The sequence below is a fragment of the Desulfobacula sp. genome (assembly GCF_021107415.1).
This window is the reverse complement of sequence record NZ_JAIOSW010000283.1, coordinates 1-13,436: the sequence shown is the minus strand read 5'-3', so window position 1 is coordinate 13,436 and position 13,436 is coordinate 1. Positions and strand designations below refer to the sequence as shown.

The 13,436-nt window shown below is 39.4% G+C and carries 17 protein-coding genes; 4 read left to right on the top strand and 13 right to left on the bottom strand.

Features of this window, described 5'->3' with window-relative positions:
* Together K8S13_RS14965 and rplQ are read left to right on the top strand one after the other, a co-directional pair.
* Positions 1-380: DNA-directed RNA polymerase subunit alpha C-terminal domain-containing protein (locus tag K8S13_RS14965; protein WP_291463685.1), on the top strand; the 380-nt coding region annotated here is incomplete at its 5' end.
* Positions 381-386: 6 nt separating this feature from the next.
* Positions 387-743 (top strand): 50S ribosomal protein L17, encoded by a 357-nt coding sequence (gene rplQ / locus K8S13_RS14960; protein ID WP_291463683.1) that lies wholly within the window; start codon positions 387-389, stop codon positions 741-743.
* Between the two features lie 93 nt (positions 744-836).
* Here rplQ and K8S13_RS14955 read toward each other — a convergent pair whose 3' ends face one another.
* On the bottom strand, positions 837-1,850 hold the full coding sequence (locus K8S13_RS14955; RefSeq protein ID WP_291463681.1) for a sensor domain-containing diguanylate cyclase: 1,014 nt from the start codon (positions 1,848-1,850) through the stop codon (positions 837-839).
* A gap of 187 nt (positions 1,851-2,037) precedes the next feature.
* Here K8S13_RS14955 and K8S13_RS14950 point away from each other — a divergent pair, with 187 nt between their 5' ends.
* Complete coding sequence (locus K8S13_RS14950; protein ID WP_291463679.1) at positions 2,038-3,087, top strand: AI-2E family transporter; 1,050 nt, start codon at positions 2,038-2,040, stop codon at positions 3,085-3,087.
* Between the two features lie 3 nt (positions 3,088-3,090).
* Here K8S13_RS14950 and K8S13_RS14945 read toward each other — a convergent pair whose 3' ends face one another.
* The 8 genes from K8S13_RS14945 to K8S13_RS14910 all read right to left on the bottom strand — a co-directional run bounded on the left by K8S13_RS14945 (position 3,091) and on the right by K8S13_RS14910 (position 8,938).
* Positions 3,091-3,540, bottom strand: coding sequence for a hypothetical protein (locus K8S13_RS14945; RefSeq protein WP_291463678.1), 450 nt, complete (start codon positions 3,538-3,540; stop codon positions 3,091-3,093).
* A gap of 17 nt (positions 3,541-3,557) precedes the next feature.
* Positions 3,558-4,034: an anti-sigma factor gene (locus K8S13_RS14940; protein ID WP_291463677.1), complete on the bottom strand. Its 477-nt coding sequence runs from the start codon at positions 4,032-4,034 to the stop codon at positions 3,558-3,560.
* Positions 4,035-4,046: 12 nt separating this feature from the next.
* Positions 4,047-4,640 carry a sigma-70 family RNA polymerase sigma factor gene (locus K8S13_RS14935; RefSeq protein WP_291463674.1) on the bottom strand — a complete coding sequence of 198 codons (594 nt, stop codon included), beginning with the start codon at positions 4,638-4,640 and terminating at the stop codon, positions 4,047-4,049.
* Between the two features lie 31 nt (positions 4,641-4,671).
* Entirely contained in the window at positions 4,672-5,103 is a 432-nt protein-coding gene (locus tag K8S13_RS14930) for a hypothetical protein (protein ID WP_291463672.1), read from the bottom strand.
* A gap of 135 nt (positions 5,104-5,238) precedes the next feature.
* Positions 5,239-6,222 carry a GTP 3',8-cyclase MoaA gene (moaA, locus tag K8S13_RS14925; protein WP_291463670.1) on the bottom strand — a complete coding sequence of 328 codons (984 nt, stop codon included), beginning with the start codon at positions 6,220-6,222 and terminating at the stop codon, positions 5,239-5,241.
* Between the two features lie 3 nt (positions 6,223-6,225).
* The gene (cobA, locus tag K8S13_RS14920; protein ID WP_291463668.1) at positions 6,226-7,770 is read right to left on the bottom strand and encodes a uroporphyrinogen-III C-methyltransferase; all 1,545 of its coding nucleotides are present in this window, start codon (positions 7,768-7,770) and stop codon (positions 6,226-6,228) included.
* Positions 7,760-8,692: a hydroxymethylbilane synthase gene (gene hemC / locus K8S13_RS14915; protein WP_291463666.1), complete on the bottom strand. Its 933-nt coding sequence runs from the start codon at positions 8,690-8,692 to the stop codon at positions 7,760-7,762. Before hemC ends, cobA begins: the two co-directional genes overlap by 11 nt.
* Before the next feature lie 6 nt (positions 8,693-8,698).
* A complete protein-coding gene (locus tag K8S13_RS14910) occupies positions 8,699-8,938 on the bottom strand; it encodes a zinc ribbon domain-containing protein (RefSeq protein WP_291463664.1) in 240 nt (79 codons plus the stop codon).
* 352 nt (positions 8,939-9,290) lie between these two features.
* Between K8S13_RS14910 and K8S13_RS14905 the strand changes: the two genes are divergently transcribed.
* Entirely contained in the window at positions 9,291-9,887 is a 597-nt protein-coding gene (locus tag K8S13_RS14905; RefSeq protein WP_291463662.1) for a poly-gamma-glutamate hydrolase family protein, read from the top strand.
* A 150-nt stretch (positions 9,888-10,037) separates the two neighbouring features.
* Here K8S13_RS14905 and K8S13_RS14900 read toward each other — a convergent pair whose 3' ends face one another.
* The 4 genes from K8S13_RS14900 to K8S13_RS14885 form a co-directional block, all read right to left on the bottom strand.
* Positions 10,038-10,982, bottom strand: a complete 945-nt coding sequence (locus tag K8S13_RS14900) for a hypothetical protein (protein ID WP_291463660.1) — start codon at positions 10,980-10,982, stop codon at positions 10,038-10,040.
* Positions 10,966-11,544, bottom strand: a complete 579-nt coding sequence (locus tag K8S13_RS14895) for an SIS domain-containing protein (protein ID WP_291463659.1) — start codon at positions 11,542-11,544, stop codon at positions 10,966-10,968. Before K8S13_RS14895 ends, K8S13_RS14900 begins: the two co-directional genes overlap by 17 nt.
* A 28-nt stretch (positions 11,545-11,572) precedes the next feature.
* On the bottom strand, positions 11,573-12,796 hold the full coding sequence (locus K8S13_RS14890; protein WP_291463657.1) for a tetratricopeptide repeat protein: 1,224 nt from the start codon (positions 12,794-12,796) through the stop codon (positions 11,573-11,575).
* The coding region (locus K8S13_RS14885; protein ID WP_367172628.1) for an aminotransferase class V-fold PLP-dependent enzyme at positions 12,793-13,436 on the bottom strand (644 nt) is incomplete at its 5' end. The genes K8S13_RS14885 and K8S13_RS14890, both read right to left, overlap by 4 nt.

Below are 13,436 nucleotides of genomic sequence, written 5' to 3'. Positions count from 1 at the left end.
CGGATGATTCTGTTGCATATGCTGCAAAAATTCTTAAAGAGCAAATGATGCCATTTATTAATTTTGATGAGAATCTGGAGCCTGATCATGCTGATGAAAATTCAAGTGACTCAGATATTGGTCTGAATGAGAATATTTATAGATCGGTAGACGAGCTTGAATTATCTGTCAGGAGTTCCAATTGCTTGAAAAACGCCAGAATCCATACCATCTATCAATTGGTTCAAAAAACAGACAGCGAAATGCTGAAAACTAAAAATTTTGGTCGAAAATCCTTAAATGAAATAAAGGAAGTCCTCACTACCATGGATCTTTCACTTGGTATGGATCTTGAAGGTTTTGAACCACCAGAGGAAGAGAACAATCAGGAAGGAGAATAATATTCCATGAAACATAGAAAATCAGTATTAAAATTAAACAGGACCTCGAGTCATAGAAAGGCTATGTTCAGAAACATGGTAACCTCTCTGTTCAAGCATGATAAAATTAAAACCACTGAAGCAAAAGCAAAAGGCTTAAGAAAGATAGCCGATAAAATGGTAACGCTTGCCAAAAGAGGGGATTTGCATGCTAGAAGACAAGCCCTTGCAGTGATTCGGGAAAAAGATGTTGTTCATACACTATTTAATGAAGTATCAGAGAAGTTTAATTCACGACAGGGTGGTTATACAAGAATTATTAAACTGGGTCCAAGAAAAGGGGATGTTGCCCCAATGGTACAGATCGAATTGATTTTTGATTGATATCACCAACCAAAGAGTTAAGAAAGATATTAAAATCCCTGGCAGATTGAATTTGCCAGGGATTTTTACATTTTCTCTCAAATTATATAAAGATTACTTGTTCTGTTTGGCTATATAAAGTCTTTTGTCCGCTGTTTTTAAAAGAATTGCCGATGAATCCATTCCTTTTTCAAACACAGAAGCAAGGCCATGACTTAATTTAACATGAAAAGTGGTGTTGTTAGCTGCCAGAGCGCTACTAGCAAGTTTTTGTTTTATTCTGTTAATATAGTTTTCAGCCTGGCTTTTATTTGTGGAAGGCAGAATAACCACAAATTCATCTCCTGCAAATCGAGCCACTATATCAGAATCCCGCTTAAGACTTTTCAGGCAATCCGCAGTATGACATAAGGCCATATCCCCATTATCATGGCCAAAGGTATCGTTGATGGATTTAAAGTCATCCAGATCCAAAAAAAGAACTGTCAGATCGATGTGATATCGTTTAGACCGTTGAAATTCCCTTTCAAGAATTCTTTCCATGACCCTCCGATTTAAAAGGCCTGTCAGTGGATCATGGAAGGCAAGAAATTTTAACTGCTCATGCGCTGTCACATTGGAAAGACATAAAGATACTTTAAGTGCCAGTTGTTCCAATAAGGACGTGTCAATACCAGGTTCAAATCTGGAAATATTTTTATCGGCCTGATTAAAACTTCCCACAATTTGGCCATCCAGAGTGATGGGTGCAATGGCAATGGAGCCGATTTCATATTCTGATGCCTCAGGGAACAATGAGCGGAACCCATTTAGATTTTTATTGGCCAGTATTGGTTTTAATCGGTTTTGGGTGATTTTTGAGAATTGTTCTTTGGATAAAAAAGTCGTTGATCTTCTTAACAGGGTTGAATCTTGAATATTTTGAAGATACTTGGAGATACCGCTTTCATCAATAATGGATAACCATGTATAAGAAACAGAAAATTTTGAACTGATTTCAAATAATAATTTTTCAATAAAATCCTGGAAATTTAAAATTGTCAAAATACTGATTTCAATTTCATGAAATTTCCTTGCAGTGATTTCATTATTTTTGAGTCGTTCTAAAACCGAATGTGGAATTGTCATATGTTTTTTTTGCATGTCTATTATGTTTACCATTTCTTTTTTTTAGGTTGCCCGGCAAAGAAAGTCAATATTAATCGTGACTTTAACGAACAGTTTTATATTGACATGGTCATCTCATTTTCTTGACTTTACAATTGAGGTTGAATACAAGTGGTTAAAATCAAAGATAATAAAAGGTATGATTATTATGGAAGTAATGTCTTATCGCGATAGTTCCTTAATTAAATTTGCTGCATTTGTTATTGTTGTTGCCGGAATGAAAGCTGCTGTAGTGCTTGTTGTCCCTCTTTTATTGGCTGTATTTCTATCCATTATCTGTGCACCCCCACTATTCTGGATGCAAAAGAAAGGTATCCCAAGCCTTGTTGGCATTCTTATCCTGATGTTTGGTGTGATCGCCATACAAATGCTTTTGGTGAGCCTTGTGTCTTCATCAATTGCAGATTTTTCAGGCAATATTCCTTTTTACCAGGAGCGGTTAAAAACTTTGACCTTTGAAAGTTTGCAATTTTTATCAAGGTATGGTGTTGAACTTGAAATAGAAAAATTGACTGAAATGTTTAATCCAAGCCGAATTCTTGGAATTGTTGCCAATACACTGAATGGACTGGGGGGTGTTCTGACCAATACGTTTTTTGTTTTTTTAACCTTTATTTTTATTCTTTCCGAGGCTGCCGGGTTTCCTAATAAATTGCGAGCTATTTCAAATGATAAAAATACAGATCTTGAAAAATATGCTGAAATCACATCCGGTGTGAACAGGTATTTGGGAATTAAAAGCCTAACCAGCCTTGCTACGGGAATTGTAATTTTCATCTGGCTTGCAATTCAGGGGGTGGATTTTCCCGTCATGTGGGGTGTGTTTGCATTTTTATTAAACTATATTCCCAATATTGGTTCCATTATTGCTGCTGTTCCTACAGTTCTCCTTGCCCTCATCCAGTTGGGACCATTGGCCGCCGGCATTACTGCACTTGGTTTTTTAATTGTAAATATACTGGTGGGAAGTGTGATTGAGCCCAGGGTCATGGGGCAGGGAATTGGACTTTCCGTCTTGGTGGTATTTTTATCCCTGGCTTTTTGGGGATGGGTGTTGGGGCCGGTCGGCATGCTGCTTTCTGTTCCCTTGACCATGGGCGTTAAAATTGCTCTGAGCGGGAGGGAATCCACAAAATGGCTGTCTGTTTTATTGGGGTCAAATAAAGAAGCTTCCAGGATGCTTCAGTCAAAAAATTAATAGTTATTGTACTGATCCGGAAATATTAAACAAAAGAACTCCATTCTTGAATTGAGGCCCGCCAATAGTGATACTGGAGTTATTTTTTAACAATACCCGGGTTTGAAAAATTGAACGATTATTTTTTTGAATATTGATTTGATATCGGATTCTTTTACCTTCCATGCCAGATGGCATGACAACAAGTACTCTTTTCCCCGGAAGATTTACACGGCTTTCCTGGTTAAAACGCTGATCCAAATTTTGATCCTTTAAAAGTCTGTATGAGGTATATTTGAACACAGATTTAAGTTCAGAAATGATTTCTTTCAGGCTTGGGTCGACATAGTTTGGTCCTGTAGAAGCATGAATCACCTTTACATCAGTTAAAACCCGATTTTTAGCAAGCGCAGGCTGTGAGAAAAAACAAAATATTCCTGCAAGTATTAAAAGTATTTTAATTAATCTGATCATGAGTCCCCTTTTTTGTATCAGGTTTCGGAAAACCAGATGATGGTATGTTTTTCCTTTTGAGTTTCAATAATCATAACCGAAGCAAAGTCTGTGTCAACAGATTTTACAATCGCACTTGGCCCGGCAGGATCAAACAGATCCCCATCCCCTTGAAACATAAACAGGCTGATCATCAATATTGCAGTAATGGATGCAAGTTTCAAGTAAATATTTCTACCAAAGAATCCAAAAACGTTTTCCAATGATTTTTTCTTTGAATTTTGTATGGCAGTGTTAAATTTTTGTTTTAGTTTGGCAGCGTCAATCTTTAATCCCTGTTGATCTGCATGATCATTAAATACAGCAGATATGGATTTGTATTGTTCAATAAGGAGACTACAGTCAGGACAGTGATGAAGGTGTTGCTTCAACGTATGATATCGGTCCCGGGGAAGTTCGTTGTCAACAAACCTGCTGATATCTTCAGACGTATATTTGTTGCATGGTTTTTTCATAAAATCACCCCCTTAATCATTCAGCTCCAAAGAATTGATAAGATTTTTTCTTGCAAAATGAAGCCTTGAACTGACCGTTCCTTTTTTAATATTGAGTGTTTTAGAAATTTCTTCATATGAAAGCCCTTCAAAAGCATTTAAAACAAAAACCACCCTTATTTTTTCCGGGAGTGTTTTAATTGCCTGCATAATATTTTTTTCAAACTGTTTTCCTTTGTAAAGCGTTTCCGGGTCATTTTTTTTTTTATTTTCTTCAAATAGGGTTTTATCATTTTCCGATTCTATGGATTCATGGCTCCATTTAAATCTTCTTTTCCATCTTCTTTTCCAGTTCAGGCATTGATTTATGGTGATCTTTCTTAACCAGGTGGCAAGGCTGGCATCCTGCCTGAAGGTCTGAATATTCTTAAAAACACTGATAAACACATCCTGTACAACCTCCAGGCTATCTTCATGGTCAAGTGTAATCCCGTAGGCGATCTTTAACAAGCGGCCCTGATATCTGTTGACAAGAACATTAAAAGCCCATTGTTGCCCTTTTTTCAGCCTTTCAACAAGATCCTGTTCATCAATGTCAATGTCTGCGTTGGCTTCAGGTTTGTTCACAATAGATCAATCGTTTGCCTAAATATAGAGTTTAATGCCACACCCATACTTTCTCTTCCTGAAAGTATCCATCTTGTACTATAAATTTTTCATGCCTGCCACTGATCCAGTTCCCCCTGCGGTTATAATGACCGGGGTTCCATTTTTTTTTATAAACAGGTTTTATCCAAATCCTTTCAACTTCCCAATATCCTCTGGACCTGTGAGGCTTACATTTTCTGTGATATCGGTTTTTATAACCCTGTCTGTATCCGGCATAGTGATGCCTATGATGCCTTGAGTAATTTGGGCTGTATTGAAACCTTGAATCATTATTGATTCCATTGATGATGGCAGCGCCCAATATGGCAACTCCTGTCCCCAGCATGAATCCTTCCATGGTCTTCCTGTCTGCATGGGCAGATACCGTGGAAAAACAAATCAATAACAGAACGGCTGTTGTTATGGTGATTATTTGTTTCATTTTTTATCCTCCATCTTAGTATTATAAAAAGGGTAATTACAAGATATTTACTCTTCTATTAACTATTGACACCGGAAAACCAAAAATGTTCAATTTTTTTTAAAAAATATTCTAAAAAAGGCAATGGACAAATAATTATCCGCCTATGGACGTCATATGACTGATGGGTATGTCTTTGAAGGACTGATCAGTTAACCCATGAAATGATGGTTTCTTTTTCAGTGTGGCAAGAATGATTTGTTTCAGCTCATCATCAGAGGCACCATTTCGAAGTGGGTTTAAAATGTCTTTTTCATAATTATTTAAGAGACAGGGCCGCAGGGCTCCCCTTGATGTCAGCCTCAACCGGTTGCACTCACTACAGAAATGAGAGCTGATGGGAGTAATAAATCCCACAATCCCTCTGGCACCTGAAATCTGGAATTTTTTTGCAGGGCCATCATTGAAATTCCTTTCTACAGGCACAAGTTTTCCAAATCTGGATTCGATTTTTTCTCTAATTTCCCCGGTTAATATCTGCTGTTGTTTTTCAACGGCCGAATTGCCCATGGGCATATATTCAATGAACCGGATGTGAAACGGATATTTTAATGTCAGGGCTGTAAGATCTTCTATCTCGTCATCATTAATCCCCCGTAAAATGACGGCATTGATTTTTACAGGTGATATCCCCAATTCATGGGAAGTAAAAATTGATTCCCAAACCTGTTGAAACCTGTCCCTGCCGGTAATCCGGGCAAATTTAACCGGATCAAGGGTATCCAGGCTGATGTTAAGCCGTTTAATACCAAGAGAGATCAGTTTTTTTATTTTTTTCCGGGTCAGTAATGCCCCATTGGTGGTAATGGAAATATCTTTGAGAGTTTCAATAGCACACAATTTTTCCAGGAACGAAAAGATGTCCTTTCTTACAAAGGGTTCGCCTCCGGTAATCCTTACTTTGGTAATTCCTAGTTCACAGGCAAGTTTTGTGATTCGCAAAATTTCTTCATATCTTGCGATTTTTTCATGTTCAATAACAGCGAATGGTGAAGCGGGGACACAATATTGACACCTGAAGTTACACCTGTCAGTCACTGAGATGCGAAGATAATTAATGGGGCGGTTACCGGCAATCATTTTTTATTTGCTTTCATAGTAAGTTAACAAAGAATCCACAAGGCCCTGAATGGTATACTCTTTGGCTTCAATGTCAGGTTTAATATCAAGAGATCTTGCCGTGTCGGACGTGATCGGCCCGATTGAGGCTGTTACAACATTTTTTAAAAGCTTTTTGGTATCTTTTGATTCAAGCTGCGACATGAAATTGGATACCGTGGAAGAGCTTGTGAAGGTGACCACATCAATTTCATCATTTTCCAGCAGGGAAATCAACTCCTCTTTTCCTTGAGCATTGAGCAGGGTTTCATAGGCAATAATTTCATCAAGGTGTGCCCCCATTTTTATCAATTCTTCAGGCAGGATGGTTCTGGCCTTTTTTGCTCTTGGAAGCAATACTTTTTTATCCTTTATTTCAATCGTTGAAAATGCTTCAATTACACTTTCAGCCCTATAGGTTTCAGGCAGAATATCACTGATAATGCCAAAATTTTTAAGCCGTTCGCAGGTCACAGGACCGATACATGCAAATTTAAGATGTCCCAATGCTCTCACGTCTTTGCCCATATCAAACAAAGTATCAAAAAAGAATTTAACACCATTGACACTGGTAAAGATAAGCCAGTCATAATAGTTTATGTTTTTAATGGATTCTTTTAACGGGCCTATGTCCTGGGGTGGGGCAATTTGAATGGTTGGAATCTCAATACAGTGAGCCCCGAGCTTGGAGAGGATTGACACAAGTTCGCTTGCCTGGGCGCGGGCTCTGGTAATCACTATTTTTTTTCCAAATAACGGTCTTTTATCAAACCATGCAAGTTCCTCCCTTAAAGAGACCACATGACCGATAATAATAATGGCCGGAGATTTAAGCTTTGCCTGCTTAATACGTTCAACGATTGTTTCAAGGGTTCCGGTTACAGTCTGTTGTCTGGCCGTGGTACCCCATCTGACCAGGGCAACCGGTGTGTTCAAAGGTTTTCCGTACTTAACCAGATTTTTTACAATGTTTTCAAGATTTTTAACCCCCATTAAAAATACAAGGGTAGCATTGGATTTTGCAAATACATCCCATTGCATGCTGGTGTCTTTTTTAGTGGGATCTTCATGACCGGTAATAAAGGATACAAAAGAAGTGTGGTCTCTGTGGGTTACTGGAATCCCCGCATAGGCAGGTGCTGCGATTGCCGAGGTGACCCCCGGGATGACTTCATAGGGCACCCCCTGGCTTAAAAGCATCTGTGCCTCTTCACCCCCCCGACCGAATACGAATGGATCACCACCTTTCAAGCGTGCTATATCTAACCCAAGCTTTGCTTTATCCACCAGCAGCAGGTTGATTTTATCCTGGGAGAGAGTATGATCCCCGCCTTTTTTACCCACATAAATAATCTGGGCATCTTTTTTGGCATAGTTCAGTAAAAAAGGTGATGCAAGATAATCATAGACCACAACATCTGCAGTTTCGATACATTCTTTTGCCTTAATGGTTAAAAGCCCGGGATCACCCGGGCCTGCGCCAATCAGATATACCTTTCCTGTCTTATCTGGGCCTGTCTTATCCGTCATGTGAATTCAAACTCTCCAATATTTTTTTCCCCCCTTTTTCAAGAACCTGGTCGGCAAGAGTCTGACCATGGCTTTTTACTTTATCCATTGGGGAAATAATTTGTTCTTTAATCAATTCTTTACCATCGACCGAGGCCACGACTGCAGTCAGCCCCACTTCATTGTCTATAATTTTTCCAAAACAGGCCACCGGGATGTGGCAGGAGCCTTCGATTTGTTTTAAAAATGCCCGCTCTCCCGTCACACAGACTCGTGTATCATGATGGTCAAGTTTTTCCATGATCAATGCGATATCACCATCATTTTCTCTTGTTTCAATGCAAAGCGCACCCTGTCCTACGGCCGGAATCATGATTGTTTCGTCTATGTATTCTGTGATTTCACTTTCCTGATCCAGACGGATAAGACCTGCTGCTGCAAGTACAATGGCATCATATTCGCCGGATTTGAGTTTTTTAATCCGGGTGTCCAGGTTCCCCCGAATGGATTCAATTATCACATCCGGTCTGATGTGCTTGATCTGGGAGGCGCGCCTGAGACTTGAAGTGCCGATCTTTGCACCCTTTTCATAATCGACTAGCAAGCATTTGTTCTTTGAAATGAGAACATCAAAGGGATTTTCTCTTTTTGGGATAGCACCTATGATGAGCCCTTCAGGCAGTTCACCCGGCATGTCTTTCATGCTGTGGACGGCAAGATCGATATCATTGTTTATGAGTGCATTTTCGATTTCTTTGACAAACAGTCCTTTGCCGCCAATCATGGCAAGGGGGCGGTCCGTGATCCTGTCTCCGGTTGTTTTGATGATGTTCAATTCAACATCAAGATCAGGGAAAAGACGCATAATTTCCGATTTAATAAAATTTGCCTGCCATAAAGCAAGCTTACTTCCTCTGGTACCAATACGTATATTTTTTTTCATGGAATCCTATCCCATACTGCATGACGAGCAATTAGTGGATGAACAACTGCTGCATGCAGATGAAGCGGATGACTTGACCCGGGTTTCACCGCCGGGCCCGGATGATTTTGAAATAAACCCGCAGGTAGACATCAGCCGTAACAGATCCTGGCTGTCACAAGACGGGCATGCGGGTGTTGAGCTGCCCATAACAAGGGTTTCAAAGTTTTTATCACAATTATTGCATTTATATTCATAGATTGGCATTTTCTTAACCTCATTTTTTTCCTGAATTTATTTAAACAAATTAATATAAGGATTTAATTGAGGATTTTCAAGTCAGTATTTTTCAAGTCTTCAGAGTAATTACATATAAATTGAAAAAATTTTTACTATCTATTTGCCATAATCGAAGCTTGACTCATTTGATTATGTTTTCTCAAATATAATTGGGCCTGAAATTTTCTTTACACACATCATAAATATTGGTATTGAGTTATTGATTGAAATTTTCAAAAATAATATTACAAGAAATTTATGCTCAAAATACAGAAAATCAAAGGATAGGTTTATCTGACGGATTTCATTCTGTATCCGCAGAAGGCTTTTTAAAGATATCATGGACGAATATGCCAATTTTGCTCAATTAGAACAAAATGAAAGAGAAGGTGAAGATTACACAATACTATATCGTGGAGCTGAATCGAAAATTGCTGTAATGGCGCTCCATGGAGGCGGCATAGAGCCTGGAACCATTGATATTGCAGATGTGGTAGCTGGAAGCGATCATACATTTTATGCCTTTAAGGGGATAAAAAAAACAGGGAATAAAATATTACACATCACCAGCAACAGGTATGATGAACCCCTAGGGTTAAAGGTTTCAAAAAATGCAGGTATTGTTATTTCAATTCATGGATGTCGGGACAAAAAAGAAATGGTTTTTATCGGTGGTAATGACCAGAAGCTAAAACAAAAAATAATGTATGCATTAAGGACAGCCGGATTTGGGGCGGTGATAAGTGACGTACCAGGGCTTCGCGGGATCAGTCCGGAAAACATATGCAACCGGTGTAAGAGCGGGAAAGGCGTGCAACTGGAAATTTCAAGAGGATTAAGAGAAAAAATGTTCGACGGTCTTGTTCGACGTTCATTGAGAAAGAAAACAAAAGTTTTTTACAAATTCGTTAACACTATAAAGAAAGCTTTGAGGTAATGAGAGTTGAATAAAAACAAATGTCAGGTAATTTAACAGATTGTAAAATGCTTTATCGTTTAAATTAAAAACGGTCAGGATCAGAAGTTCTTATTTTGGGATACGATTATTGGCTGTTTGCAAGCACCACAGCAGTAAAGAAGAAATCTGCTATAGGGATTCAATCACGCCGGCGGCAATCAAAGGAATCAGGATTTCATGGTGCCCGACAAGGCTGTAACCTTTGCCTTTGCCAAGGGTGGGGCGGTTCACCACATTGGTCATGGGCCTGTAATGGCGGATAAAATCAAGATTGATTGTCGTGAAATCATCAAGCGTAGATCCGAGATTTCTGACTAAGGTGACAGCCTTTAGAAATACTTCCGGCATGATGACGGCAGAGCCGGCATTGATAAAAACCCCTTTTTCAAGATCAGTGATTTGTGAGGCAAACAGCTTGAAATCATAATGGGATGCAGCACCACAGGCAGCAGCATCAAAATCAGGATGCATGTGGATGATATCCGTACCAATGGCCACATGGACGGTGACAGGAATATTAAGGGCGCACCCTTCTGCTGTCAGGCTCAGGTGTTTGTAGGTAAGATTTTCTTTCAGGATCATGTCTCCCACAGCTTTCCCCAGTCCAATAGACTTATTTTTAGCGTTTTTAATGGCCTGGTTGAGAAGGTTGGATGTCTCTTTTGCCATACCGAAACTGCCGTTGCCAAGGGATTGGGCCACATCTTCCGAGGTTCTTCCCACCATGGCTATTTCAAGGTCATGGATGATGCCGGACCCGTTCATAGAGAGCAGGGTGAAAATATTTTTTTTCATCAGATCAATTATAATCGGAGACATGCCTGTTTTTATGACATGGCCGCCCATGGCAAAACAGACCTGTTTTTTATTTTTGGCGGCACAACTTATGGCGTTGATGACACAGCAAAGATCATTTCCCGCCAGGATTGATGGCAGGGTGTCAAGAAAAGCTGAAAAACGGTTGCCTTTTTCCCAGGGTGTTGAAAAGTCTTTAATGTCAACTTTGCTGTGTCGCCCCTTAATGGAATAGGTTGTAAGCTTGCTGTAATCTAAGGGCTTAAATGGATCTTTCATTGAAAAGTATCCTTTCTGTCAGGTCACACAGGATATGCGCCAGCAGGATATGGACTTCCTGTATTCTTGCAGTGGTGTTGGAATCAACACAGAATGGGAAATCACTTAATTCTTTTAATTTGCCATTATTCCCTGAGAAACCAACAATGGAAAGTCCCATTTGTTTGGCTTTTCGGACCGCTTTTATGACGTTTGGAGAATTGCCGGAAGTTGAGATACCAAGGGCAATATCCCCCTTTTTTCCCAGGGCCTGGATTTGTTTGAAAAAGATATCTTCAAAGGAATAATCATTGCCGATACTGGTGATAACAGATGTATCCGTGGTAAGCGCAATGGCCGGCAGCGGTCTTCTCTCCATCTGGAATCTGTTGACAAATTCCGCGGCAATATGCTGGCAGTCTGCTGCACTGCCGCCATTTCCAAATAAGAGTATCTTTCTGCCCTTTTTAAAAGTAGTTGCCATCATGGAAGCACAGGCTTCTATTTTTTCAATATTTTTTGAGAAAAATTCTTTTTTTGCCTGGATACTCTCTTCAACAGATTGTTGAATAAGATTCTTCATAGTTGTTTTGTTCTTTCAATACGCTTAATTATGCTGTTTTAATTTTTTCTTCTGAAATGGTGCCCCCTTCAATTTTTTCCAGGATGGTTTCCAATCTTTTTTTGAATAATTGATTGTCCGGTTCAAGGGCAATACTATTCTTTGCAAAGGTAAGGGCGATATTCAGATTTTTTTCCTGAAGGTCCAGAGATTTTGCATATCCGGACAAAGAGACGGCGTCAGAAGGGTTAAGTTTAATGGCTTTGTTAAATTCATAACCTGCTTTTTCAGGAAGATTATCCACAAGATAGATTTCACCTTTCATTCTGAAAGCCAATCCTGATTTCGGGTTTACCCGGCTTGCCGTCTCAAGATGGGGCATGGCCTGGTCTGACTGTCCTTTTTTCATGAACAGATGCCCAAGGAGAAGTTCAACTTCAAAAGCAGAAGGATTAATGCCATGTGCTTTTCGCAAATAGATGATGGCTTTGTCAACATCGCCTTCAATCTGATAAAGGAGACCAATATTATAAATCACCATTAGTTCATTGGGATTAATTCTCATGGCTTTTTTGAATTCAAGTTTTGCTTTGTCAAGCTTCCCCATGATACCGAAACAGACCCCGAGGCTGTTGATCAGGTTAATGTCATTGGGTTCAATTTCAAGCCCTTTTTGATATTCTTTAATTGCCATGCCGTATTTGTTTAGCCCAAACAGTCTATCGGCACTGATATTTAATGATGTGGCATCAAAATGAATCAGGCTGTCCGGCCCGAAGAAGGCGGCGTGATCTATGGCTTTGAGGGCATTGTCAAAGGTCTGGGCTTTTGAAAAGTCATGAAAGGGAAATTTCGCAATGCCGATAAGAATATCTGCTTTAAGGGCAGCTGATATTTTATCTTTTAATGAAACCATAAGTTGAGAAGCTTTTTCAACACTTACATAGTCCCAGAATGCCAGAACAAACGAAGTTCCACTCAAGCTTTCCCAGATACCTCTTTTATTATCTAAAAATGAGTTAAAGAAGGCTTCAAAAGTATTTTTTGTTTTTTCCTGAATGGATTCGGATGCATCCGATGAAATTTGGATCACGGCACATAGAAGATTTCTTTCAGGAATTTTTGCTTCTGAAAGTCTTTTTTCAAAAGTTTTTATTTGAATCGTTTTTGTCAGAAGAAGATCGCTGAAATATATTTCAGGTGCTTTAAAGTTGAAATCATCAGAATCTGTTTTCAGAAAATGAATTTCTTTTGAAGAGAATTTGCTTGTCATTTTTTTACCAGTACTTTGGCTAGGGTTGATGATATGATTACTTCCTGGTCGTTTTGAATTGTTCTTGGATCTAAAATATATTTATTATCTTCTATTCTGCCGATAATGGCCGGTGTTGACAGACGCATCTTGATTTCAAGTTTGGAAACCGACATATTTTTGGGTTGAATGGTGATACAGCGGGTCGCAAGATCCAGTTCCGGAAATGATCCTCCGCCCGGCCTTGAATTCATATCTGCCAATTCAATATCTATCGGGCCAATATCAGCCAGAGAGCCGATATCATCTTTAATGGTTTTAAATAATAGATCTGCTTTTTTACAAATATCTTTAAAGGGCATGGTCAGCATTCTTAAGGTGGGTATTTCCCGGATGACTTTTTTTTCATCCCTGTAAAGTTTTAATGTGGATTCAAGGGCTGCAAGGGTCATTTTGTCAACTCTCAGGGCGCGGGTTAGAGGATTTTTTTTAATTTGATCAATGGTTTCTTTTTGCCCGACAATAATTCCGGTTTGAGGGCCTCCCAGAAGTTTATCCCCGCTGAATGTTACAACATCTGCACCGGAATGAACTGAATCGGCCACCGTGGGCTCCGGGGGAAGGCCGTATTTTGAAAAATCAATAAAGGTTCCGGAGCCAA